General features: G+C 42.0%; 22 protein-coding genes. 9 read left to right on the forward strand and 13 right to left on the reverse strand.

All coding sequences use genetic code 11. The annotated features are described in order from the left end of the window. Positions 1–146 precede the first annotated feature (146 nt). The 5 genes from ACFFGT_RS21405 (at position 147) to ACFFGT_RS21425 (ending at position 3,834) form a co-directional block, all read left to right on the forward strand. Positions 147–695 (forward strand): hypothetical protein, encoded by a 549-nt coding sequence (locus tag ACFFGT_RS21405; RefSeq protein ID WP_377024552.1) that lies wholly within the window; start codon positions 147–149, stop codon positions 693–695. A 23-nt stretch (positions 696–718) separates the two neighbouring features. After that, positions 719–1,384: a hypothetical protein gene (locus ACFFGT_RS21410; protein WP_377024553.1), complete on the forward strand. Its 666-nt coding sequence runs from the start codon at positions 719–721 to the stop codon at positions 1,382–1,384. Then, positions 1,368–2,174 carry a sensor histidine kinase gene (locus tag ACFFGT_RS21415; protein ID WP_377024554.1) on the forward strand — a complete coding sequence of 269 codons (807 nt, stop codon included), beginning with the start codon at positions 1,368–1,370 and terminating at the stop codon, positions 2,172–2,174. Before ACFFGT_RS21410 ends, ACFFGT_RS21415 begins: the two co-directional genes overlap by 17 nt. Positions 2,175–2,200: 26 nt before the next feature. Beyond that, complete coding sequence (locus ACFFGT_RS21420) at positions 2,201–2,848, forward strand: response regulator (RefSeq protein ID WP_377024555.1); 648 nt, start codon at positions 2,201–2,203, stop codon at positions 2,846–2,848. 290 nt (positions 2,849–3,138) lie between these two features. Further along, positions 3,139–3,834: a Crp/Fnr family transcriptional regulator gene (locus ACFFGT_RS21425; RefSeq protein ID WP_377024556.1), complete on the forward strand. Its 696-nt coding sequence runs from the start codon at positions 3,139–3,141 to the stop codon at positions 3,832–3,834. A gap of 53 nt (positions 3,835–3,887) precedes the next feature. On the opposite strand, the gene ACFFGT_RS21430 is transcribed toward ACFFGT_RS21425, so the two are convergent. Together ACFFGT_RS21430 and ACFFGT_RS21435 are read right to left on the reverse strand one after the other, a co-directional pair. Continuing rightward, entirely contained in the window at positions 3,888–4,130 is a 243-nt protein-coding gene (locus ACFFGT_RS21430; RefSeq protein ID WP_377024557.1) for a UPF0175 family protein, read from the reverse strand. 58 nt (positions 4,131–4,188) lie between these two features. Further along, complete coding sequence (locus tag ACFFGT_RS21435; RefSeq protein WP_377024558.1) at positions 4,189–5,130, reverse strand: helix-turn-helix domain-containing protein; 942 nt, start codon at positions 5,128–5,130, stop codon at positions 4,189–4,191. A 245-nt stretch (positions 5,131–5,375) separates the two neighbouring features. Between ACFFGT_RS21435 and ACFFGT_RS21440 the strand changes: the two genes are divergently transcribed. Next, positions 5,376–6,158, forward strand: coding sequence for an SDR family oxidoreductase (locus ACFFGT_RS21440; protein WP_377024559.1), 783 nt, complete (start codon positions 5,376–5,378; stop codon positions 6,156–6,158). 63 nt (positions 6,159–6,221) lie between these two features. On the opposite strand, the gene ACFFGT_RS21445 is transcribed toward ACFFGT_RS21440, so the two are convergent. The 6 genes from ACFFGT_RS21445 to ACFFGT_RS21470 all read right to left on the reverse strand — a co-directional run bounded on the left by ACFFGT_RS21445 (position 6,222) and on the right by ACFFGT_RS21470 (position 16,902). After that, the gene (locus tag ACFFGT_RS21445; protein WP_377024560.1) at positions 6,222–7,076 is read right to left on the reverse strand and encodes a glycerophosphodiester phosphodiesterase family protein; all 855 of its coding nucleotides are present in this window, start codon (positions 7,074–7,076) and stop codon (positions 6,222–6,224) included. 270 nt (positions 7,077–7,346) lie between these two features. Next, positions 7,347–9,425: a glycoside hydrolase domain-containing protein gene (locus ACFFGT_RS21450; RefSeq protein WP_377024561.1), complete on the reverse strand. Its 2,079-nt coding sequence runs from the start codon at positions 9,423–9,425 to the stop codon at positions 7,347–7,349. A gap of 56 nt (positions 9,426–9,481) precedes the next feature. Continuing rightward, positions 9,482–11,011 (reverse strand): RagB/SusD family nutrient uptake outer membrane protein, encoded by a 1,530-nt coding sequence (locus tag ACFFGT_RS21455; RefSeq protein ID WP_377024562.1) that lies wholly within the window; start codon positions 11,009–11,011, stop codon positions 9,482–9,484. Positions 11,012–11,035: 24 nt separating this feature from the next. Continuing rightward, positions 11,036–14,314 carry a SusC/RagA family TonB-linked outer membrane protein gene (locus tag ACFFGT_RS21460; RefSeq protein WP_377024563.1) on the reverse strand — a complete coding sequence of 1,093 codons (3,279 nt, stop codon included), beginning with the start codon at positions 14,312–14,314 and terminating at the stop codon, positions 11,036–11,038. A gap of 378 nt (positions 14,315–14,692) precedes the next feature. Beyond that, positions 14,693–15,571 (reverse strand): hypothetical protein, encoded by an 879-nt coding sequence (locus ACFFGT_RS21465; protein ID WP_377024564.1) that lies wholly within the window; start codon positions 15,569–15,571, stop codon positions 14,693–14,695. A gap of 86 nt (positions 15,572–15,657) precedes the next feature. Next, complete coding sequence (locus ACFFGT_RS21470; protein WP_377024565.1) at positions 15,658–16,902, reverse strand: YdcF family protein; 1,245 nt, start codon at positions 16,900–16,902, stop codon at positions 15,658–15,660. Between the two features lie 185 nt (positions 16,903–17,087). On the opposite strand from ACFFGT_RS21470, the gene ACFFGT_RS21475 reads away from it, so the two are divergent. The 3 genes from ACFFGT_RS21475 (at position 17,088) to ACFFGT_RS21485 (ending at position 19,855) form a co-directional block, all read left to right on the forward strand. Next, the gene (locus ACFFGT_RS21475; protein WP_377024566.1) at positions 17,088–18,275 is read left to right on the forward strand and encodes a PAS domain-containing sensor histidine kinase; all 1,188 of its coding nucleotides are present in this window, start codon (positions 17,088–17,090) and stop codon (positions 18,273–18,275) included. After that, positions 18,272–19,315, forward strand: coding sequence for a response regulator (locus ACFFGT_RS21480; RefSeq protein WP_377024567.1), 1,044 nt, complete (start codon positions 18,272–18,274; stop codon positions 19,313–19,315). The genes ACFFGT_RS21475 and ACFFGT_RS21480 overlap by 4 nt, the downstream gene beginning before the upstream one ends. An 87-nt stretch (positions 19,316–19,402) precedes the next feature. Beyond that, complete coding sequence (locus ACFFGT_RS21485) at positions 19,403–19,855, forward strand: Rossmann-fold NAD(P)-binding domain-containing protein (RefSeq protein ID WP_377024568.1); 453 nt, start codon at positions 19,403–19,405, stop codon at positions 19,853–19,855. 622 nt (positions 19,856–20,477) lie between these two features. Here ACFFGT_RS21485 and ACFFGT_RS21490 read toward each other — a convergent pair. The 5 genes from ACFFGT_RS21490 to ACFFGT_RS21510 form a co-directional block, all read right to left on the reverse strand. Continuing rightward, positions 20,478–20,879, reverse strand: a complete 402-nt coding sequence (locus tag ACFFGT_RS21490; protein WP_377024569.1) for a hypothetical protein — start codon at positions 20,877–20,879, stop codon at positions 20,478–20,480. 25 nt (positions 20,880–20,904) lie between these two features. After that, positions 20,905–21,360, reverse strand: a complete 456-nt coding sequence (locus tag ACFFGT_RS21495; RefSeq protein WP_377024570.1) for a hypothetical protein — start codon at positions 21,358–21,360, stop codon at positions 20,905–20,907. Between the two features lie 63 nt (positions 21,361–21,423). Further along, entirely contained in the window at positions 21,424–22,440 is a 1,017-nt protein-coding gene (locus tag ACFFGT_RS21500) for a hypothetical protein (protein ID WP_377024571.1), read from the reverse strand. A 50-nt stretch (positions 22,441–22,490) separates the two neighbouring features. Further along, positions 22,491–23,897 (reverse strand): D-alanyl-D-alanine carboxypeptidase/D-alanyl-D-alanine endopeptidase, encoded by a 1,407-nt coding sequence (dacB, locus tag ACFFGT_RS21505; protein ID WP_377024572.1) that lies wholly within the window; start codon positions 23,895–23,897, stop codon positions 22,491–22,493. Next, positions 23,875–25,341, reverse strand: a complete 1,467-nt coding sequence (locus ACFFGT_RS21510) for an APC family permease (RefSeq protein ID WP_377024573.1) — start codon at positions 25,339–25,341, stop codon at positions 23,875–23,877. Before ACFFGT_RS21510 ends, dacB begins: the two co-directional genes overlap by 23 nt. Between the last annotated feature and the right edge of the window lie 78 nt (positions 25,342–25,419).

The raw sequence follows: 25,419 nt of genomic DNA on the forward strand, positions 1-25,419 counted from the left end.
CACCAAAAACAGAAGTCAACAATAAATAATCAGTGAGAAATTTTTTCACAGTAGTATAAATAATTTCTCACTTATATAATTTATTATTACCAACATAAAATACAAATAATACAACTATATTACCTACATATTAAACCTATAATATCATGAAAAAACAACCCCTTAACTTATTTAGGCCTATTGCCGCTGCAACCGCTATCTGCTTGTTTTTTGCTATGACATCATGCAAGCAGGCTACCAAATTTGCACAGGTAAAGTACACGGCTGCCCAGGTTAACCACTGGCTCGACTCGTCAACAACCGATAGCTTCATTTTTCAGTTTTACAGCCCCCAGGTTGATGATGTTAAAAAGCCATACCAGCTTGTATCATACATTCTTGATACTGCCGGGAACTACCTTAACCCGCTGCACCCCGATACACTGGCTATTGCAAAAGACACCCTGGTTAATTTAACCGGCCCGGTAGTTTTAGGCAATACTTACCTAACCAAAAAAGCAATAATAGCTGTAATATCTACCGATAGCGGCAAGAAACGCGATTACGATTACCTGGTTTTCACCCCCAAAATCCTGGCCTCAAACCAGCACCTGGTGTATGCCATAGGCCTGGTAAAAAATGATAAGCTTATTAATTATGCCGATGCTGATACGCAGGATATCGATTCCAATCCATCACCTCCGGCAAAAATGTAATAGCGTTAAAAAACTGTTGCAAAGTGGAACAGCTAATTAAAGGCATATCTGACTGGTCGGAGGTTTGGGCACTGCTCATTCCTTTGGCCATTCTCTGTTTAAAGAAAAAACAGCCGGCTTTTAATAAACCTGTTATTACTTATTTATGGGCCGCATTGGCAATTAATGTAATTATTGATGTAATATGGAAACTAAAAACGGTATTGCCGCGTCCATATAACACCAATAATTATTTGTATAATGTACATTCCATAATCAGGCTGCTATTGTTCAGCTCATTTTTTATAAAGCTAAACCAACAGTTTCTGTCCAAAACAAAAAGGGTAGCGCCGTATATTTTTTTAGGGTTTGTGCTGATTAATTTCGGCCTTTATCAAAACTTTTTTGATTACGGGCAATTGAGCAGCAGGCTGCTATCATTTGAGGCGGTAATTATGATGTTTTATTGTATGCAGTATTACCTGTTTAAAATAACCGAAGATGAAGAACCAGGCAAAAAACAGCCCGACTTTTGGATTGTTACCGGCCTGGGCATTTACTACACGGTAAATTTTTTCATTTTTTTGCTGTACAATGAACTCACGATACGTTTGCACTATTTTGCCATAAACCTGTGGAACATTCACAATTTCACGTATACCATTTTATGTGTATTTATAGCGAAAGGGTTATATGAAACAAACGAATGACGATATCAGGCTTCTGCTCTTTATGGGCATCGCGGTTATGCTTTCCTTGTTTGCAAGCATATTGCTCATTTTCATATTTTTTCAGCGTAAGAAATACCAGTACCAGCAAAAAATACAAAAACTGCATCAAACCCAGCAAAACCAGTTAATTGAAGCGGCTGTACGCAGTGAAGAAACAGAACGGCACCGTATTGCCGAAGAGCTGCATGACGAGGTAGGTGCTATTTTATCGGCATCAAAACTGCATTTACAGGGAGTAAAGATCAACGTTATTGATAAAAACAATGAGCCGAGGTATGAAAAAGGACAGGAACTGCTTGACATGGCCATTAAACAGGTACGCGGTATATCGCATAACCTGCATTCAAGCATTCTGAAAGAGTTTGGATTAAATGAGGCCATCAGGCATTTTTCCGAAAAAATCACCAATAACGACCTCATATTTATCACAACCGATCTGGATGATTCATACACCGCCCAAACCAATGAAAATGATATCAGTATATACCGTATGGTGCAGGAGTTAATGAACAATATACTTAAACATGCCCGGCCTCAAAAAATACACATTACATCAGTTTATAACCAGGATGCTTTAAGCCTCAGCATTTTTCATAACGGAAAGGGATTAAGCCACGCCCAATATGAAGAACTGAAATTTAACAAGAATGGCCTGGGATTGAAAGCGATCCAAACCCGCATTATTTTGCTTAAAGGCGAGGTATCGTTTAATTACAAACCTGAGGGATATTACATTACCATCAATATCCCGCGGACAACTACTATTTAACTATTATAACAATCAAAAATAAGGCGATGAAACCTATAAAAATTGCCATAGCCGATGACTACACCATATACAGGGACGGCCTGAAAATTGGCCTTACCCAGGATGAGAACCTGGAAGTAATGCTTGAAGCTGCAGATGGTGAAGACCTAATAATGGGCATAGAAACCAATATGCCCGATGTGATTATCATGGACCTTAAAATGCCTGTTATGGATGGCATGGAAGCTACCAAATTCATAAAAAAGAAATATCCTGATATGAAAATTTTAGTTGTAACCATGTATGATGACGAAAAGTTTGTGATCCATTTAATGGAGATTGGCGCAAATGGCTACCTGCTAAAAAACGCTGAAGCCGAAGAGATCAGGAAAGCGATATACTCAGTACACGAAACCGGTTATTACTTTAACAATATTGTAAGTAACGCCCTGTTAAAGAAATTGGTAATAAAGGGTAATATCAAACCATCCTTTAAAGAAGGAGTTGAACTTACCGAACGCGAACAGGATGTGTTGAAATTGATCTGTGCCGAAAAAACAGCTAACGAAATGGGTAAACAACTTTTTCTTAGTCCACGTTCGGTTGAAGGGATCAGGCAGCGCCTGATAGACAAAGTGGGCGTGCGTAATACCGCGGGACTGGTGATGTTTGCAGTAAAAAATGGGATAATATAAGCACTAAAACAATACAACAACTCAGTTTTTCACTGAAGCATATCCTGATTTGACAGATAGTATCCTATTTTTTAAATAAAAACAAAAAAACTCACGACAGATACATTTAAGCAGTAAAAAAAATCAAACTACAAACTTTAAATTTCAATAAAATCATTTTTCAATCAATTAAAACATGCCTAAAATCAATAATCAGTAAAAATTTATTATAAAAATTCAATATTTTAACAACAAATACAATTTTCATTGATATTTTTACAACAAACATTGACTGACTGACAAAGATTTGAATGAAAAGAAATATCCAGTGCGATAATGAAACCTGTTTTTTATGTAAAGGCTGTATAAAAGAATGGCTGCCGGCAATAGCGGCCAACAAAAAAAACTTCAGCGTAAAAAAAGGACAGGTTATTTTCAGTGAAGGTGATCCGGTGAAGGGAATTTACTTTGTTTATGAAGGCAATGTAAAAGTTCATAAAAAGTGGGGAGCAGATAAGGAGCTCATCATTCGCTTTGCCAATAAGGGCGCTATTTTTGGTCATCGTGTACTGGGAAAACATGCTACCCACTACCCTATTTCGGCCACAGCTTTGGAAGCCGGTATCATATGCTTTATTGACATGGAGTTTTTTGAGGCTACTTTAAAAGTAAACCCTCAGTTCACCTACCAGTTAATGTTATTTTTTGCCGATGAATTGCAGGAAGCCGAACGTAAAATGCGCAACCTTGCACACATGCCGGTAAAGGGCCGTGTAGCCCAGGCGCTTATAAGTCTGCAAGATCAGTTTGGCACAAATCCCGATGGACATATTGATGTGGAGCTTACCCGGCAGGACCTGGCCTCATACGCTGGCGCTACTTACGAAACCGTTTTCAGGGTGGTTAACGAATTATTGCAAGAAAAACTGATCAGTACCAATGGCAAAAAAATCAGCATCGTTAATTACAACAAGCTTTTTCTGTTAACGCAGGATGATGATTTGTAGATAATCCTGTGAGCGTATTAGAAGATATTTTAGACGTCCATAATCATAAATCTTCAACGCCAGTCTTTTATTCTTTCAAACTCAGCAATTACATCCTCAACCGTATATCTAAAATAACTTACGTTATATTTAACTAAAACAGCTGGAAAATCCCACTTTTTCATAGAGCACATTTCAGCCGCTTGTCCTAAGGATAACCTGCCATCTTCATACAACTTAGAAGCAATAAACTGTACAATTTCATCTTGCTCCTCTTCATTAAGATTATTTGGAACTTGAAGCTTAAGTGTTGCCATATTTAAATGTAAGAAAATTAGCAGATGAAACTTCAAAGAAACAGTTAATATTTCCCCCTCACCCCACCAAATTCCTAACCTCAACCGGCGATAGCGATGTTTGCTTTTTAAAGAAGTTGGAAAAGTGCGATAATTGCTCAAAGCCCAGGCTATAGGCTATCTCTGAAATATTCCAGTCGGTTTGCCGGAGCAGGATGCGGGCCTCCTGTATAAGCCGGCCGGCTATATGCTCGGTGGTGGTTTTTCCGGTGCTTTCTTTTAATACCTTATTGAGGTGGTTACTATGAACGGCAAGCCTGTCGGCATAATCTTTTGCCGTACGCAGGATGATCTTTTGATCGGGCGATGCTATCGGGAATTGTCTTTCCAGCAGCTCAATAAACAGCGACGATACCCTTGTTGATGCATTATGGTTATTGCTGTAATTGGTAAAGGGCTGCAATTTTTGACCGTAGTGGATCATCTCCAGCACATAATTCCTGATCAGATCATACTTATACAGGTAGTCGGATGCTATTTCCTGCTGCATCTTTTTAAAAATGAGGGTGAGCTCGTCGGCCTGTTCATCGGTAAGCATAAATACAGGGCAACCTCCCGGACTAAAAATAGGTAATGCATCCAGTACCACGCCACTTTTCGATTGTACTAAAAAATCATCGGTAAAAATGCAGAAATACCCTGACTGATCCATATCCTGTGGTTTCCAGCTGTAAGGAATTTTGGGAGTACCAAACACTAATGCGTTCTTTTCGATATTAATTACCTTATCTGCATATTCGGCAATATTTCGCCCCCTCACCAGGTTTATCTTATAATACAATCTACGATTGTAAGGTACATGTGATGGGTCATTTTTTATTTTAGCTATGATATCAGCAAGGCTAAATACATTAAAATGCCCTATCTCCTTGTTAATGCCTTCAGGCAACAACGATTCGACAGTGCTTTGTGTGAGCTCGGCCGCATTTTTATAAAAATCCTCGACAGTTATTGTTTTCATATGCTTACCCCTGTTAACAAAGCTAATTATAAAACGAAAATAATATAGCCGGATTATTGAATATGATAAATAGCTGTCAATGCGATACATCCAAAACCGTTTAGTAATCAAAGCCTTAAAAACAAATAAACACCCATCATTGCATTGTAAAACAACACCATTGTTTGAATTTGATAAATGATAGATTGAAATGCGTAAACCATCCGCCTTAGTGGCCCCTACCTTTACGGCTATAACTTAAAACAATGAAACTGCAAAACAACACTATATTAATAACCGGCGGCACAAGCGGCCTGGGTTATGAATTCGCCTCAAAGCTATTGACATTAGGCAACACCGTAATAATAACCGGCCGCAACTTAGCCAAGCTAAATGAGATGCGGGAAAAACTACCCGGCATCCATACTTTTCAAAGCGACGTAAGCGATCCCGAAGCTATCATACAGCTTTATACTGATGTAACCACACAATTTCCCACACTCAATATGCTCATTAACAATGCCGGCGAAATGCGGACAATCAGCTTAAATGATCCATCGACTAACCTTACTGATATCACCCGTGAAGTGGAGATTAACCTGATGGGGCCTATCCGTATGGTACAGCAATTTTTGCCTCATCTTAAAAAACAAAGCAATGCTGCTATCCTCAATGTAACATCGGGCATTGCATTAATGCCATTCCCTATTTCGCCAATTTATGGAGCCACTAAATCGGGGTTACGTTCTTACACCAAATCGCTCAGGGTACAGTTAAAAAACACTGGTGTAAAAGTATTTGAACTGGTGGCACCAGGATCAAGCACGCCATTGAACGATCAATTTATGAACGTTGATGGTTTCGATCCAAAAATGATGATGGACCCGGGCAAACTGATAGATACAGCTATTAAAGGATTAGAAAATGATAATTTTGAGATTTACCCCGGCCTGGCCAAAATGATAAAGATCATGAGCAGGCTGGCACCTGCATTTTTGCTGAAACAAGCCGGTAAGGTTGGTGCAAAGATTATGGAGAATGAAGAATAAAAACCAACTGTCATGCTGCGCAAATTCAGCATGACAGTTAATTTCATCAAAATAATGTTTCAATTATTTATGCAGATGCTTTTTGCGCAAATACTCCAGCATTAATAGCGGCCGGTCTGTTTGGATGATGGTAGCACCGTGGGCTATGATCCAGTCCCAGCTGTCTTTTTTGTTATCATCTTCTACAGCCGTATCATCATCGTGTCCGCCATTAAGCGAAGCCCAAAGCGAGTTGATCCATACTTTTGATCCTGTTTGGGTAATAAATTTATTATCCTTTAACACTGCAGAAGTATCTTTAGTAAAGATGAGCTCAAAGGCATAAGGCTTCATATTTTTAAGGTAATCAACAATCACCTGTTTTGCTTCCGGCTTATCAAGGTTAACCACAGGCATATAAATAATGCTATCTATAAGATTTGAATAGCGGGCTTTAAGATCAGCATAAGGCACTTCCGATTTAAAAATAGCCTGCTTAATTGTGCCTGTTTCTTTTAGCACCGCGAAGGCTTCGGGATAGTAATCGTAGCTTTTATCAAGATTAACCTTTACGCCTGTGCCTTTCAGGGCCAGCATTACCTCTTTAAGCGTAGGAATCTGATTTTGGGTTACTCGCCCGATACCATTCCTCAGGCCAAATTTCCTGATCTCATCAAAAGTGTAATCAGCAGGTTTGCCTTTGCCGTTGGTTGTGCGATCTATAGTTCCATCATGCATGATCACTACTACGCCATCTTTAGTTTTCTTCAGGTCGAGCTCAACGATATCAACACCCATTTGAGCCGCGTATTGAAAAGCTCTTAATGAATTTTCGGGGGCATTGCGCCAATCGCCGCGATGAGCAGTTACCTGGATTTTATTTTGGGCACTCACCGACAGGGAAATGGTTGAGGCCAGGATTAATAGTTTTAGTTTCATATGTTTGGGTTAGTTAAATTATATATACGCCACCGCTCGACCTATCCACAGGGATTAAATTGACAAAAAATAATGCTTCCAAAATAAAACCCCATGTCATTGCGAGCGTAGCGTGGCAATCTCGTAGCCAATGCATGTGCGCCCTGTAGAGCAACGAGATTGCCACGTCGCTCCTGACGCTTTACCCCATACCGCTCCTCGCAATGACATGGTTTTTAATATAGCTCCATCATCAAAATCTGCAGACCCTAACGAGTGGCTGTTATTTCATTACTTCATCTCCACATCCGATACCCACTGATCACTTACCCCAAATTGCTCATTAGGCTTATCAGCAGCGGTAATAACCAACGTGCCTCCCTGCATAATTTCCTGGTGGGTAAGCCAGTTGCGGTTCAACTTTATACCATTCAATACTACCGACTGGATAAATTTCCGGCCTTCAGCATAGTTTGTTACATTGATAGTAAAGCTTTTACCTCCCGGCCAGCTAAACTGCACCTGCTTAAACAATGGTACATTGAGGTAATAAACAGGCCAGCCCACACAAGCAGGTGAAATACCGGTAGCCGCAAAAACAAACCATGCCGACATAGCACCGGCATCATCATCCATGGTGCGCACGTAGGTATCGGGCTTGTTCTGGTAAATAACGCCAACAAAAGGATCAATGCCACGGCTATTATCATTAAAATAATATTGCACTACGGTATCGGCAGCGTATTTGTGTACAGCAGCCTGCGATTTCCAGGGTTGTGCGGATGCATTATACATCAGCGGAGCCTGGATATCAGGTTCGTTAGCGTGGTTATAATAATCGTTATCAAAAAAGCGGTCGAGCTGGCTGATGTACTCTTTTTGACCACCTATAAGTCCGATCAAACCTTTAATATCAAAAGGCACAAACCAGCGGTATTGCCATACTGTACCCTGGTAAAGGCCGCGGGCAGGGATACGATCGACATCATTTTTGGTTATATCCTTAAAATCCTTGTTCCAGTACTCCTTGTAACCCAAAGCTTTTTGCTTGTACTTTTCGCTTAATTCCTGATTGCCGTTTATAGCCATGATCTGCGACAAAGCCCAGCAGTCATAACTTGATTCGAGCGCTTTATCCGGGTGCGAAAAATCAAGCCTGTCAACCTCTGCCTTAAGCGAATCAATCACTTTACCAAAGTCAACTTTATAACCCTTACGGTACGCATCAAGCAATACTACAATAGCATGCTCGGTACGTACAGTGTTTGATGGCTCGTGTTTGGTAGCATAATCCTTTTTGCCGTATTGATAAAGATTAGTAAGCGAAGTTGTGATCGACTTATATTTATCAGGATAAAGGATAGAAAGCAAAGGCAGCTGGGTACGGTAATTATCCCAGATGGCCCAGCCGTTGTAAACGCTATCTTTTGTAGTTTGCAAACTGCCATCTGCAGCACGGTAACTGCCATCGGTTTCAGAAACCACATAGGGCGACTGCACCGTACGGTAGAGCATCGAATAAAAAAGCTTTTCGCGTTCGGGGTTGCCCTTTACTTTAACGCGGCTTAATACTTTGTTCCAGCCCCCGATGCTTTGTGCCTTCATTTGCTCAAAACCGGTTGTTTTAACCGAAGCTTTGGCATGGGCAACATCAACCGATGAAACAGCAACACTCAGCTGTACCTGTCCGGCATCAACATTGGCTGTTAGTTTATGTTCATTACCCGGAACAAAAGTTACCGGCTGGTTAAATTTAATACAGTAGTAAACCCGGTAAGTACCCACGTTGCAGGTGGTGCGGGAGTCGATCCAGCCGGTTATTTCATTGTTGCCAAGCTCATGCTCTTCGGCAACAAAACGGTTGGCAAGGGTGTGGCTTAAATCAATAAAGAAACCTTTTTTACCCTGCGGGAAACTATAGCTTTCAACACCCGCGTTTTGATACACAGCTATTTTGGCTGCTATGTGGTTACTGAAAGCTACCTGGTAAAATCCCGGTCCGGCATGTTCTGTTACTTTGTTCAGGATGGAAGCTTTTTCATCATCGCCCAAAAAAGGCTTGATTAAAATATTGCCGCCGCTGCCCTGGCAACCTACCCCTTCAAAACGGTTATGCGTAAAACCCAAAAACACTTTAGCTTTATGCTCGTACCCCATGTGCAGGTTAGGGTAAGTTTGAGGCCCGATACTCAGCATACTGAAAGGATACGATGCCGCGGGCGACATTTGCCCATGATCGCCGGATGAACCTACAAAAACATTTACAAGTTCTGCAGGAGCAGTTTCGGCAGGCTTTTTTGTTTGGGAAGAAACCCTGAAGCTGGTAAATAGTGCGGTAAAAACAGATAGAATAATGAACGTATTTTTCATGGCATAAAATAAAAAAAGGAGGGGCCGGGCCCCTCCTTTTCTATGTAACATTGGTATTAATAACCCGGGTTTTGGTACATCTTAACAGGGTCAAGCTTGTACTCGTCAAACGGAATTGGGTAATAACGGTCTTTAGTAGTAAAGTTTGCCAGTGAAGCCAAACCAAAGTCGGTTTGTTTTTTAGCGTGGAAATAAGCCACCAATTCAGCGTCATTAAAGGTACGCAATAAGTCATACCAGCGATGGTGCTCAAACGCAAGCTCAACACGGCGCTCGTGTAAAATAGCTAATTTAAGGGTTGGGTACCTTGTAGCATAATCACTATTGGTCATTGATACCGCATAAGTTGGCATACCGGCACGTGTGCGCACCTGGTCTAAAAAGCTTGTAGCAGTAGCAGCATCGCCAAGGTAATTGTTTACTTCGGCCAATGAAAGGATCACATCCGCGTAACGCATCAGTATCCAGTCGTTACCGCCGTAACCATTAATACCAGCAGCATTGCTAACATCTCTGAATTTGGTAACAAACCAATCTTTTACAATAGGGTCATTAGCATATTTAACAGAGAAGGTCATTCGTGGATCAGTTGTTTCGTACTCATTGATCAAATCATGAGTAACATTATAACCAGCGCCGGTAGCAACTTTTTGCGAGTTGATGGTTTCGCCTTTAGCCTGGTTATTGGCTGCTATTGACGAACTGTAGTTCAAATCACCCTGGATGTTTACGATCTGGAAGATCAGCTCAGGGCAAGTGGTTTTCTTACTAACATCAAAAACATCGGTATAAGGTATTGCACTTAAATTACCGAAAGTACGCATGTTATAAGCAGCCATCAAAGCTGTTTTAGCGTTGTTTAAATTAGCTGTGCGGTTAGCCTGATCAAGGGTGGTTGCCATTGTAAGGTAAACCTGGCCTAACAAAAAGTTAGCCGCTGCTTTTGACGCACGACCGGTTGGAGCCTGCAGGTTTGGAAGCGGGCTGTTAACAACGTCGGTTAAGTCGGTAACAATTTGCTGATAAACAACAGCTTGTTTTACACGGGTAGTTTGCGCTGCAACCTGGGCGGCCGATGATAATTGCTGAGTTACCAAAGGCACATCGCCCCAGGTACGTACTAATTCAAAATAAGTGAATGCGCGTAAAAATTTTGCTTCAGCAGCATATTTTTGTTTTACACTGGCATCAGGAAAGGTAACCTGGTCAATATGTGATAAAACTACATTAGCACGACTAACTGTAGTATACAATGACACCCAGTGACTTTTAAGGTAAGTGTTACTTGGCAATATTGAAAAGTTACCAAACTGAAACGGCTCGCCCGAGTTCGACTGGTTATCCTGTGTACCGGTATCGTCCGAACGCTGATCCGTCCAAAGGTCGCTGCCTTCACCAACGTTATTACCGCTGCGTAACGATTGATATATGCCGTTTACAGCTAATAACACATCATTTGGCGATTTATAGCTGGCATCAACCGTAATGGCATTCGGATCGCTCTCATTTAAAAAGTCTTTTTTACAAGACGGGCTTATTGCCACAACCGCAGCAAGGCAGGCAATGGCTACAAATTTTTTCTTCATCTCTGTATCTCGTTAAAAAATCTATCAAAAAGTAACATTAACACCTAAGTTGTATGACCTAACCAGCGGGTAAGTACCATAATCGATACCTGGCGCAAGGTTGGGAGGTTGCGTGCTGTTTGAAGCAGCGCCTGAATAGTTATAGTCAACATCAGGGTTATAACCTTTGTACTTTGTAATAGTAAATGCATTCACTACACTGGCAAAAACGCGTGCTTTGCTCAGGCCTAAAGTTTGCTGTAAAAAGTTAGGCAATGTATAACCTAAAGTAAGGTTGGTACAACGCAGGTACGATCCGCTTTGCAGGTAGAAGGTTGATAAACGTGTACTGTTACTTTGTGTACCGGCACGTGAAGCGCGGTAAAATGAACCGTCTCCCGGGTCAGCTTCGTTACGGTAACGTTGTGCAACGTTAGCATACTGGTTACCGGAACCTTCTCCATTGTACAGGTAATAATCCTGGCCATCAAGGATCTGGTTGCCGTATGAACCGTTGAACGATGCACCAAAATCAAAACGTTTGTAGGTACTGTTTAAAGCAAAGCCGTAGGTAAATTTAGCATATGGCGAACCGATGATGGTTTTATCAGCATCGTTCACAACACCGTCTTTATTGGTATCAACAAACCAAAGATCGCCTATTTTGGCAGGGTTGGTTTGTGAAGCCGACGGAGCGGTTTTACCAAGGTTAGATGCATTGATTATGCCACCAACCTGTAAACCGTAAAACATACCTATAGGCTGGCCCTGGGTAGTTATGCTGGTAAGATATGAACGCTCGGCACCGTTAATGATCAAAGTATTGTTGGCAGGCAATTTCACAACCTTATTACGGTTTAGTGAAATATTACCGCTTGCACCAAAAGTGAAATCTTTAGTGTTTATTATTTTACCATCCAATTGTAAATCGAAACCTGTGTTACGGATCTTCGAGTCGCGAAGGTTGGTTAAAATTGTAGTACTGCCTGATATTGCCGAAATTGGCTGGTTATACAACAAGTTGTATGAGTAGCTCAGGTAATAGTTAGCAATAATTTGTAAACGACCGTTAAACAAACCGATATCAGTACCAAAATTGTACTGTGAAGTGGTTTCCCAGCTCAGCGTATTGTCTTTAATACCACCCGGGTAAGTAGCCGTTACAGCACTGTTACCATCAAGTACAACACCTGTTGGGCTTGCCAAAGTTTGTTGAATATTGTAGTTACCGATATTGAAGTTACCGCTTTTACCCCAGCTTGCACGGATCTTAACTGTTGATTGATCGCCTAAGAAGTTATGGTAAAAAGATTCGTCAGACAGGTTCCAGCCTGCAGCAACTGAAGGGAAATAACCGTATTTGTTTGCAGGGCCGAAACGTGAAGAACCATCGGCACGGAACGATGCAGTTAAGAAATATTTACCTGCATAGTTATAGTTGGCACGGCCAAGGTATGATAGCAAGGTATAAGCATTTTTGTATGCCGAGTTTAAGCTAAAGTTAGCAGCAAGAGCTCCCCTGTTTGATATTTCAGGAATATTATCATTCTGGAAGCCGTTTGCTTTTACACTGATATAATCGTTAGTGGTGCGTTGTGCGGTATAACCGGCCAGGGCGTCAAAATGATGTTTACCAAAATCCTTTTTATAGTTTAGGGTAAACTCAGCAAGCCTGTCAAGCGTGATCAGGTTTGATGCCTGTGCGTTGGCTGCTAAAATAGATTGTTGTGAGCCCGGGGCGAAAGTACCGCTGCTCAATGTGGTAGGATAATAATAATCGTACTTTTCGGTATATTGTTGTGTACCCAGGTTGGTTTTAAAATCAAAGCCCGGCAATATATTGTACGTTACGTTAGCGTTATAAGTGCTGCGGTATCCTTTTCTGTTAATTTTAACGCGCTCGGCCAATGCAACCGGGTTTTCGATACCCTGGTAACCATATTGAGTAGAGCCGGCAGCTTCAACGTTTGTTTGTAAAGAACCATCAGCATTATAAGCAGGCAAATAAGGCATGTAGATCAATGCACCTAATATAGGGCCATGGTCAAAACGGCCTTCCTGCGTTTCCTGGTTGGTATTTTGAGTATATGATATATTAGCGCCGATATGGATGCGTTTGCTTACATCACCATCAACATTAGTACGGAAGTTATAACGCTGCTGACCTGTTGATACAATGATACCCGGATTGTTTTGATATGAACCGCTTACATAGTAACGAATACCATTTGAAGCCCCCGAAAACGATAAGGTGTGTTTCTGGAAAATTACGTTATGGTACAATTCGTCCTGCCAATCGGTATTTACAGATTGCTTGATTGGAGTTTGTGAAGCAAAGTTATATAAACCATCAGGGATACTCACGCTGCCTGTATTACCAACATTGGCAACACGGGTGGTGTTAGGATCAGAGTACATGGCATCGTTCCAGGTGTGGCCTGAATTTACCCAAAGGTCATGGTAAGCATTGTTACGACCGTCGATAACCAACAGGGCTGCCTGATCGGCATTAAGCAGTTTTACTTTGTGCGCAAGCTGGTCAACCCCTGTTTGTACATCATACTCGAAACGGCCTTTACCTTCTTTACCTTTTTTGGTAGTGATGAGCACAACACCGCCCGATGCACGTGAACCGTAGATAGCAGCAGATGCAGCATCTTTCAAAATGTCGATGCTTTCTACATCATCAGGGTTAATGAAAATATCATTACCTGCAGGATAGCCATCAATTACATATAAAGGATCAGAGCTGGCATTGAACGAGCCGATACCCCTTACCCTGATCTTGGTGCTTGTATAAGGCGCACCGCTGGTTTGCGATACCTGAACACCTGACACTTTACCGGCAAGGGCCTGGCCTAATGACGGGGCAGAAAGGTTAAGATCGCTGGCTTTTACACTGGCGATAGAACCGGTAACATCGCTTTTACGGATGGTTTGGTAACCGATGGCTACAACCTCGTTAAGCATGTTTGACTTTGGCTTCATCTTTACGTTGATGGTTGATGAGCTGCCAACAGTTACTTCTGTTTGTTCATAACCAATAAAGTTAAAAAGCAACACAGCGCCTTCTTCGGCCGAGATGGTATATTTACCATTTGTGTTGGTAGCAGTGCCCTTGTCAGAGCCTTTAATCCTAACCGATACACCAGGTAAAGGAAGGTTAGTTTCGTCGGTAACAGTACCGGTAATTTGCGTTGCGGCGTTATATAATATATTTTTTGCCGAAGCGTTTGAGATAAAAGGTTTTAGCAAAACCAGTAAAAATAAAACAGGAATTAAAAAAAACCTGCTTAAAAGATTTGGATTAATCTTTTTATTCATACTTTTAAAATTGATTGTTGAAAGAAATGACTTAAAGCCTTGGACCGCTTCTGAGTTATTTGACAATTATCCCGGACCGCGTGAGTGTTAGCGCATTCACCGGTTCTTAGTTTTATCGCCGAGCTCGATGTTAAGTTGAAGTTAATGTTACATAGGCGATTATTTTTAAAGACGTAAGCAAAAAATTAATAATTTAATAATTATCATTGCATTATCATTAAATAATATTAATACAGAGTTATTAATATTGTAATAATGGCAGCAAAGCTAAACCAGTTATCTTAACCAAAGGATACTTTAGCGTTAAATTTACATTAACAAAAAATGAAGAATGCCTGCCCGTTTGCAGGCATTTTTACTTTGGTCAATTCTTCTATATTACCATGAAGTGCTGGTAAAATTCACGTTATTTTTGCGTGATGAGGTTACTGCTATTCCCTTTTCATCACCATCGAGTAATGAAAAACCTTCCAGCTCATCAGCCCTGTCTATTCCGTCAACCTGGCTCAACACCACTTGTTTACCTGCTTCAATTGATTTTTTAAGATCAACATAGGTAAACCGCCATTGCCTGCCTTCAAGCTTATTCTGGATAAGCACTAAAACGCCTTTATCAGCCTTCCAGAACAGGTTTTGTACCCAGGGTGTGCATGTAAACTTTTTGTAAAGCACGCCAGGCTCCTTAGTGCTTTTGGCTTTGGCCAGCTTTTCGGGGTCGTATAAACGCACTTCGTTGCCATGATCCCCATAATCTGCAGTAGCTACATACCACTTATTATTATATTTTACATATTCCGGACGGGTACCCTGAATGCAGGCGTCGTCCTCAATAGTATTGATCAAATTGCCATCAAGCGTGCCGGTTTTAAGTAAACCTTTCCAGTTTACATTGTAAATTACGGCTCTCCACTGGCTGCCCGCAGCATTAAGGCGGATTGAATTACCTATAAAAGTTGGACCTTTATCGTTATTATAGGCTATACCTGTTGGGTGGTTAATAACATCCTCCCCGTTTTGGGTTAGCTTGTATTCCTTATGCTGATATACCAGGCTATCGTTTTCCAGCTTAAACTCGCGGATCATCCCTACCTCTCTGTCGCCATATAAAAATATCCGGCCGCTTTGGTAGGAGATACCCTGGCAGGCGCCTAACGAATCGATAGTTATGGCGCGGTTAAGTTTATGATCAATTGTCCCGGTGGTAATGCTGCCAATACCTAAAACAGCAGCTATCGTTATTAAAGTAAGTTTTTGCATGATTTTCTATTAATTCCACATAAAGTAATTAATCAAGCCATTAGCCTTAAGCTTTGTGCATTCGGCTTTCAGCTTTTATATAATAATTAACGGGGATCAAGTGGTTCGTCCGGATCAATTTGTTTGGCTTCTTCAACCGGGTAATATTCAACTTCGGTTTCAGAATTACGCTTAGCCAGTTTGTAAGGCACATAGTTCAGTTCCTTTTGGCAGCGGGAATCCATGTTCATGATAAAATCAGTTTGTGATTTATCGGTTACCACAATGCCCGGCTTATCAGCAGGAATCCCATACTTATAAATAAGCCTGGCGCTGTTGCGCATATTGGTAGTGGTATGGCGTGCGTGTGGTTCAATAATGATCGCATTTTCGGGCATGTGAAGGGTTTTCATCAAATAAACCTTCATTTCTTCCGCCTCGTTGTATTTTGTTTTATACGGATGCACTTTACCACCCGATACAATAATGAATGGCGCTTTACCCAGCTTATATTCCTGTACGGCCAGCCTGCAGCGCAGCATCCCCTCCCCGCTCAGCGGCGATGTTAAATTATCAGGGCCGGCTCCGGGTACCAGGATATTGGAGTATGGATAATTGGCCCATTTAATAGTTTTGGCACGGGTTACAGCAGCTTTATTTGCATTTAGCTCCATCGGCTCATAATTGGCCGGATCCTGCCTTTCATTGATCTGCAGATAAAGCAAGGCCGCCTGCATGGCCGGTTCAAAAAATAGTTTTGTTCCTTTAACATCCCCTATCAGCGTAGCAGTAGCATCGTACATCAGTGTGTAATACGCTCTCGCTTTAACGTTATAGCCGATAGAATCTATTTGCGGGTAATTAGGCTTTTTACCTTCGGCATAAACCGCGATGGTATAATTGATGCTGCCTGCGTCCTGCTCCCATGCTTTTATAACCAATTGCTGGGGCGATAATTTTTTATACAAGCTGTAAGCACCCGATGGGATCAGCTTTGATTTAACCATCCGGTCAAGCGCGGTGCCTGTTTTGTATAACGTTGTAAGACGGTCGCTCACGGCTTTGATATCATCGTCGGTTAGTTTCACCGCAGCTGTTAAGCATGATGCATCTTTACAATCAGTAAGGGAGGTACCAAGGGCACTTAACTTTTTCTGCGTAAGCTGTGCCAGTTCGGGATCGTTTTTAAGTAAAGTGCTTACTTCGGCGTCCTGCTCAAACAGGCTAAGCAGGCCGTAGTTTTTAATTTTCACATAATCAGTGGGGGTGGTATTTTTGACGGGGGCCGGGGCCTGTGCAGAAGCACTTAAACCACCTAAACCGAGCATTGTTAGTAGCAGGAGTTTTTTCATATGCTGTTTTTTAACAAGGCGCAAATAACGTCTTAGCACATAAACTCAAAGTTAACTGCTGGTAACTTTCCTCTTACAAAACAGGTCTATTTTTGGTTTAAATTAAGATACGCAATCTTTAGGACAAAATAGTCCATATCAATTTTGATATTTGTAAAAATTGACAATTCCCCCAAACATTTTTTATGGAAAATGCTGCCTTATTAAAAGCCATTATTGAAAACGCCATCGATGGTATTATTACCATTGACGAACGGGGGAATATAGAATCCATCAACCCATCGGCATGCAAACTGTTTCAGTACGATCCGCAGGAAGTTATCGGTAAAAACGTATCGATATTGATGCCTCAGCCTTACAGGCAGGAACATGATCATTATATCAATCGTTATCAAACTACCGGCAAGGCGCATATCATCGGCATCGGGCGCGAAGTAACAGGCCTGCGCAAGGACGGCACCCAATTTCCGTTCAGACTTGGCGTTAGTGATGTGAATTTTTCGGGCCGTAAAATATATACCGGTTTTATACATGATCTGAGCCGTGAAAAAGAAGCCGAGGATAAACTTAAGGAATATGCATCCCACCTGGAAGAAGTGGTAGAAGAACGCACCCTGTCATTAAAACAATCTGTTCTTGAGCTGCAAAAAGCAAAGGAGGAAGTAAGCCAATCGCTCGAAAAAGAGAAAGAACTGGGGCAGTTGAAAAGCCGCTTTGTATCCATGGCCTCGCATGAGTTTCGTACACCACTGAGTGCTGTGCAACTATCGGCTTCGCTTATTGATAAGTATGCCGGGCCCTTACAGAGCCCGCAAATAGGCAAGCATGTTAATAAGATCAAAAACGCGGTTGGTAACCTCACCACTATTCTGAACGATTTTCTTTCGCTCGAAAAACTGGAAGCCGGGCGTGTTGAACCATCATATACTACGTTTGACCTGGTTAAGCTGGCCGAAGAAATAACCGAAGAAATGCAGCTTATGGCCAAGCAAAATCAAAATATCCTTTATCAGCATACCGGCACAAACAGTTTGGTGCAGCTTGATATTAACCTGCTCAAAAACTGCATTATCAACCTCATTACCAATGCCATCAAATATTCGGGCGAAAACAGCTTTATTGAATTCAATACCGAGATAAATGCTTCCGGCTGTTCTGTTACCATAAAAGACAACGGCATAGGCATTCCGGAAAGCGATCAGAAGCATTTATTCGAGGCCTTTTTCAGGGCGCACAATACAGGTAATATCCCCGGTACCGGCCTGGGGCTTAATATTGTAGCCCGGTATACCGCCCTTATGAACGGCCGGATCGATTTTCAGAGCAACGTAAACGAGGGCGCTTTATTCACCATTTTATTCCCTGCCTCATGAGCCAAAAAGTCCTGATCATTGAAGATAATAACGACATCCGCGAAAACGTGGTTGAAATACTGGAGCTGGCCGGTTATACTGTATTTGAGGCAGATAATGGCAAAAGGGGTGTTGAACTGGCTGTCAAAAACCTGCCCGATGTGATCCTTTGCGATATCATGATGCCCGAACTTGACGGTTATGGAGTTTTATTCATGCTAAACAAAAATCCCGAAACGGCCGCCATTCCTTTCATATTTTTAACAGCCAAAGCCGAACGTATCGACCAGCGCAAAGGCATGGAAATGGGTGCCGATGATTACCTCACCAAGCCTTTTGACGATATTGAACTGCTGAGCGCTATTGAAAGCAGGCTCCGGAAAAAAACCGCCCAACAAAGCTTTTATAGCCAGTCGCTTGAAAATTTGAGTTCTATTGTATCAAAAAGCAACGGCCTCGCCGAATTGAAACGCATTATTGGTGAGCGCAAGGCACGCCTGGTTAAAAAAGACCAGGTTATTTATTATGATGGTGATAAAGGGAATGGCTTGTACCTGATATTGAAAGGCAGGGTTAAAACCGTTAAACTGGCAAACGACAGCCGTGAGCTGATGACCGCCATCCACTTGGCCGAAGAATACCTGGGGGTGAATGCCATGCTCTCGAACGAGGCATATACAGATACGGCAACAGCCATGGAGGATAGCCTGCTGTGCCTGATCCCTAAAGACCAGCTGGATAACCTGCTCAATTTATATCCGGATGTTGCCCGCGAGTTTATCAAACTGCTCTCCAACCATATCCGCGACAGGGAAGAACAACTATTGCAGCTTGCTTATAACTCCGTACGGAAAAGAATGGCCGATACGCTGATGCGCCTGCATAAACAGCAGGGAGAGGATTTCAAAATTTCGCGCGAGGACCTTGCAGCTATGGCCGGGGTGGCAACCGAAACCGTAAGCCGTACCCTTACCGATTTTAAGGATGAAAGCCTCATTGATAAAAAAGGCAGCCAGATCACGATACTCTCGCCCGAACGGCTTGCCAAAATGAAAAACTGACCGGCGTCACTTTTTTAGCTGATCCTGCTCATTCCCGGGATGGAGGCCTAAGGATAGCTTTGCCTTTGTTCAACTAACAGATCACGGATGAAAGCGATAGCCTACAACATTAAGCCCTTTGAAAAAGAATTCCTGGCGATAGCCAACCGTAAAAAACATGAGATTACGCTGATATCAAACAACCTCAATCCTGACACTGCCATATTTGCCCAGGGAAAAACAGCAGCTATTATATCTGTTAATGACGAGGTGCCTGCCGATGTAATGGAAAAGCTTGCGGCAGCCGGTATTAAATATATTGTCACCCGTTCGTCCGGTACCGATCATATTGATAAGGAAGCTGCAGCGCAGTTTGGTATTAAGCTGGCCAATGTTCCCTCATCACCTCCACAACACGCCGCTCATATCAGCGAAGCATTACAGGAAACCGCCAATCAAACTATTCGCTGCCTGGACTTGTGGCAATTAAACAAATGTGCAGGTAAAGCCTGTGTTTGCGCTAAAGGCTGCAGGGGTATTGTTTTGGATGAGGTAAAGTAAAGGGAATATTTTATTTATGGATTTGATTGAACCCATAATTCTTTGTCATCCTAAGGTACGAAAAATCTTCTTCAACAAGCATGGGCGCTATGCAGGGCGAAGAAGATGCTTCGTACCTACCCATGACATGATAAATAAAGAATGTTCCTGTCAGCAGGTAAGCTTCGGGCGAAAGCGGGCAGAACAATGGAGGCCTTGTGTGCAGGAAGGGGCATAGCAAGTTTTTGCAGAAGCATTGGGAAAGTGTGAGCGCAGCAGGGCAAAATAATTGCAGCCCGTGGTTCTGCCCGGTTTGCAGGGCAAAGGCTTGTGGGCAAAGAAGCCTACCTGCTGACTTGACTTTTTGGATACTTTTGTGTCAAGACAAAAGTATCTGGCCCCGCGCGGCCAAGAGCGCGACGATTTAAGTCCATAGAAAAAAGCCTTTTACCTGCCTGTCGGGGATTGCTTCGTTCCTCGCAATGACGGATGGAGATGTCATTGCACAGAGCCTTATGGATTTAAACACTCAGCATGACAAAGGGCTAAATGTCATTTTCCCCCTTCAAAGGCCATGGATTTTACCTACTCAACATTACAGTCACTGAAAGCATTTTCCATTCAAAACTCAATAAGAAAAAACCTACTTCTGTATCAACACCAGCAACTCCGGTGGTGTTTCATAAATTGAACCTTTGTAACTGAGTGCTTTAACGCCAACACATACGGTGTCGACAGCTTTAGTGGCATGGGTAATATAGATCTTTCCCCTTACATCCGGCTCCGTACCGTCGCTTACCGTTTTCATGCTTGTTAGCAACTGCATCACACTATCAATCCCCGGCTTTTTATCAAAGTGTTTTTCTTTCCCTTCGGGGAAATAATAGTCAAACTTATCGCAGGTGATCCTGAACTGGGTTTCACGGCCAAGCTCTGTAAATTTGAATTTGACAGATTGAACATCATCATTTGAACTGTTTTTTCTTTTGCAGGCAACCATTAATACTATCAAAAGCAATACCAGGGGGACATTGAATTTTTTCATTGGTTTATATATTCTTCAACTGATACTAATATCGGGGTTTTACATATAAAACGTAAATATTATCCTGGTAAGCTATCCATGATAATGCCTTTTCGGTATAACAAATATCGAGTGCGTTCACGAAAGTCCAATACTGCGATTTATTGCCGAAATGGAAGCGGACACCAAGTGTAGTATTTTTTGCTTTAAGCATCCCCCTGATCTCCAAACGTGCAAAATCAAGTAAGGATTTATCGCTTCCGGTATTTCCTGTTAAATTAACGTTGATATAACTTCTTTCCGGTGGAAATTTAAACTGATATTTTGAGGGATACAATTGGGGCCATGAAGGGTCAAACATTACCACATCTATACAGTTTCGCGGCGTAAATACTTTATGCTGATACAAAAACAGCATGCAAAACACAGGTAATAATACCAGGCTTATCAATCCGGGAGCATAACTTATTGGCTTATGAGGTGTTAAGGTTAAGATTTTCATAATTAGGCTTATAACAGTAAATCTAACTATAAAAACGCCAAATTATAAAGTACATTGTTTTAGTTATTGACAAAACCGTTTAATTAAACCGTTGGCTGCATAAGTTCCCAGTTCCTTTGCTTTTTGAAGATCACTGCATGCATCTGCAGCATCGTCGGTTGCCAAATAACAAAATGCCCTTTTGTAATAGTACTCACCTGCATAGGGACTATTTCTTATAGCTTTTGTATAATTTATTATCGCCAAACTGTAGTTACCGGCTTTCATTTCCTCATCGGCCAGCATACCGGGTTTAGCCCTTTCAAAAAAATCAGGCGCCGATGACAGGTACCTGAACTCATCCTTCATCTGAACACTTACAGCTTTACCATTGTGCGTTGCATGTACCCAGTGATTTTTTAACTTTAAAAATGTTTTTATGTACTGTTTATCAAAATCGGGGTTTATACCTTCTACAATTTTAAGGCTATCAGCTGTACCATCCTTGTTGATGATAAAGGTTGCCAAAAAGTGGTTTTTCAAAGGTGTTTCGCCATGCAAATCACCGAGCGCGCTTTGTTCCAGCATATGAAAAGATGCATCTCCATTAAAGCCGGCATATAATTTTTCACTTGCCCTGTAAAGTGTATCAGTCCCTTTTACCGATACAATATCATCTGCAGTTAATGGATTAGCTTTCTGAAAGGCGCTCTCGGGCACATAATAAAACTTGATACAGGCCGGATCATCCCAGCTTCCGTTATTTTGCTGCATCAGTATCATGGTATCAGCACTAAATTTTACTATATGAAGCTGGTTTAATACAAATTCCTTATCATTTTTTATAAACAATTCATCAAAACCAAGCATAAAATGTACAGGCTCGCCCCATTGATCATATGATAATGCTATGGTGCATTTATCCGGTTTACTAAAGCTAAATTTTGTATAGTTATACTTTATCAGGTCGTAATCATTAAGTTCACTGCCATCTTTATAAATGGTACGCACCTTGATCCAATTACCGTAAAGCTTTTCGGCTGATTGCGCAAATAATGCAGCACTACATAGCATCAGCAGTATTGTAAAGCAGGTTTTCATTAATTGTATAAGTAATTAGGTTTAAATATTAAAACTCCTCATTCAGGGGGCTACTTAAGCTCATCCAGCACCCTGAACATTTTTTCTTTTATAGTCCTGCCCGATCCGCTGAAATTATTAACCATGATAGAAAAACAAAGCTCCCTGCCGTTTTTGGTTTGATAACCGGCATAACACAACACGTTGTTGATACTGCCGCTTTTCATTTTCATATCGTTATAAACAGGTAAGCTTGTATAAAAATCAGCAAACCAGGTTTCCTTTTTTGCCGATTGCAGGATGCGGGCCAGCGTTAGCGTGGTTACCCTGTCGCCGGGCGAAAGGCCGCTGCCATCATAAATATTTATGCTCCTCGTATCTATCCCTTTGGCTGCCCAAAACTTTTGCACCTCATCTACACCGTTGGCGGTTGTAGGCTTGCGGCCTTGTTCCCAGGCTATGGTTTTAAGCAATTGCTCGGCATACAGGTTAATACTTTTTTGGTTAAGCCAGTAAACTATCCTGCTTAAAGGCGGCGATAAAATAGTAGTCAGATTTTTGGCTATTACCGGTAAAGGCAAACCTTTGGCACTTAATGTGGCGGCCGATTCAGGTTCGTTACCGATGGTGATGCCCAGGCTCCTGAGCGTATCATTTAGCCGCAATGCTACATCATAAGCAGCATCGGGCAAGGCAGCCGAAATACTTTTTTTATCCTGATCAATGGCGTAGCTGCCCCGCAGGTACATTACCTTACTGCCAACCGGCAAAAAGGCATAAGCGTTATCGCCCGAGCCTGCCGAACCATTAATCAGCTCGCTTTTAAAGCTGAGATACGGCATCAGCGGCACGGTACGGGCTATACCAACCGGGTTGCCAGCAACACCGGTACGAAGCTTAATATCAAACTGGTTTTCGCGCCAGCAAAGGCCCGATGTGCCGGCCCCATAATAATTGCCGATATCCTGCCAGATCCAGCCTTCGGGGATAGATTGTGTACCGAAGATACTATCGTCGCCAATGATGCGGCCGTTTATTTTTTTGATGCCCGCCTTTTGCAATGCCGCGCTCATGAGGGAAAGTACATGGCTTTCCCGGGTTTGTTCATAGCGCCAGCTGCCCAGGGTTGGGTCGCCGGCGCCTTTAATAATGATATCGCCGGTAAGGGTGCCGTCCGCACCCATCTCACCGGTATAACCTAATTGTGTTTGATACTGAAAATCGGGACCTAAAATATTAAATGCCGTAATACTGGTGATGGTTTTAAGCGTTGAAGCCGTGGCTAAACCCATATTAGGATTGCCGCCAAATACCTGTTCGCCGGTTTTAGCATCAAGTACGGTTAATGATACCGATGCATAACTGCACTGACTATCGGCCTGCAAACGGTTAAAAGCATTTGATATTTTTTGCTGCAGGTTTTGTGCCCTGGCAGTTCCTGCTATAAGTAAAAAACTAATTACCAGTAAGCGCCTCATCCTCTTGTTTAACGTTCCGTTGCGAAATATAATATATTGGTAAACCTATCAGTACAATTCCAAGCCCGATAAGTGTAAAGCTTTGTTTATAAATAAGCAGCAGGATGCAAAATGCTATACCCATAATAATATACAGGGCAGGCAAAATGGGGTACCCTATCGCTTTATAAGGTCGCTCGGCGTTCGGCATTTTTGCACGTAAAATAAATATGCCCAATATGGTTAACACATAAAATACAACTACCACAAACGAGATCATATCCAGCAAATCGCCATAACGGCCGCTCAGGCACAGCAATGAAGCAACTACGCACTGGATCCACAGCCCAAACTGCGGCACGCCGAATTTATTGAGGTTGCCGGTTTGCTTAAAAAACAGCCCATCCTTAGCCATAGTATAATAAACCCTTGCCCCCGAAAGGATCAAACCGTTATTACAGCCAAACGTTGATATCATGATCATTATGGCAATTATATAAGTGCCGATATTACCAAAAATAACGTGCGAAGCAGCAACAGCTACCCTATCCTTGTCGGCAATAGTAATTTCATGTAACGACAATACGCCGGTATAAACCACGTTGGCCATAACGTAAATAAAGGTTACTATGATAGTTCCCCACATCATACTTAAAGCCACATCGCGTTTTGGGTTTTTCATTTCGCCGGCCACAAAGGTTACGCTGTTCCACGCATCGCTGCTGAAGATAGAACCTACCATAGCTGCGGCTATAGCACCAAGGGCGGTACCGGTAGTAAGGGAGGTAATGCTGCCATCCTTATTAAGGTTATGCAAATCCCAGGCGTTTGTCCAGTTGGCGTGCCATATATCAGCTTTAAAGGCCAGCAAGCCAAAGGCAATAAGCCCGAATAAGCTAATGAGCTTAGTTAATGTAAAAATGGTCTGGATCAGCTTTCCGCCTTTTACACCACGTGTGTTTACATAAGTAAGGATAATGATCAATATAATAGATACTACCTGTGCAGCGCTTATGGTAAAAAACTTTGGATCGCCGGTTGATGTTACCCCCGTTTGCAGCTTCCATAATATATTATCCTCGCTAAACGGATGTATTAAATAAGCCGTGAATTTACTAAAGGCAACTCCTACGGCAGCAATGGTACCGGTTTGGATCACCGCGAAAAAACTCCAGCCGTATAAAAACGCAACGAGCTTGTTGTACGCCTCTTTTAAATAAACATATTGTCCGCCTGCTTTTGGGTACATACCGCTTAATTCGCCATAACTGAGGGCGGCGGTAAGGGTCATGAAGCCGGTAATAATCCAGATAGCTATAAGCCAGCCGGCCGAGCCTACGTTACGGGTAATATCGGCACTAACAATAAATATACCTGAGCCTATCATGGAGCCTGATACCAGCATGGTACCATCCAGCAAGCTCAGCTCGTGTTTCATTTTGGGTTGCGATGAGTTTTTCGCCATATATTGTTTTAGGGTTTAAATCTCTAAACTATTCAAAAAACTTTAATATTAGGGTTGAGCATTGTAAATAAATAAATT

This window comes from Mucilaginibacter angelicae (assembly GCF_042434235.1).
GTDB classification, from domain to species: Bacteria; Bacteroidota; Bacteroidia; order Sphingobacteriales; family Sphingobacteriaceae; genus Mucilaginibacter; species Mucilaginibacter angelicae.